Raw genomic sequence first — 255 nt, forward strand, 5'->3', positions numbered from 1 at the left:
AGGGATAATCACACAGGTACAAATCCCAAGCATCATCTTCAGCTTCTTTGAGCCCTATCCTTTCCCCGGACAGCGCCTCGCTGATAAATACCAACTTGCCGTTCCACTTGATCGATCCGTCCTGCCTAACGCTTCGAACTTTCATTTCTGCCGGATACTCCACATCGGGCAAGCATCCTGGATAAATTCGGGTGGACGGCACATACAAGTCTCCCGGACTTTTCATGCCGAGCGCTTCGTGAGGGCGTACGTAAT

The 255-nt window shown here is 51.4% G+C and carries 1 pseudogene; it reads right to left on the minus strand.

The features are described from left to right. Positions 1-255: pseudogene (locus HCF10_RS31130) on the minus strand (IS481 family transposase); the annotation flags it as partial.

It is taken from the genome of Pseudomonas sp. B14(2022) (genome assembly GCF_012030485.1).
Classification (GTDB): domain Bacteria; phylum Pseudomonadota; class Gammaproteobacteria; order Pseudomonadales; family Pseudomonadaceae; genus Aquipseudomonas.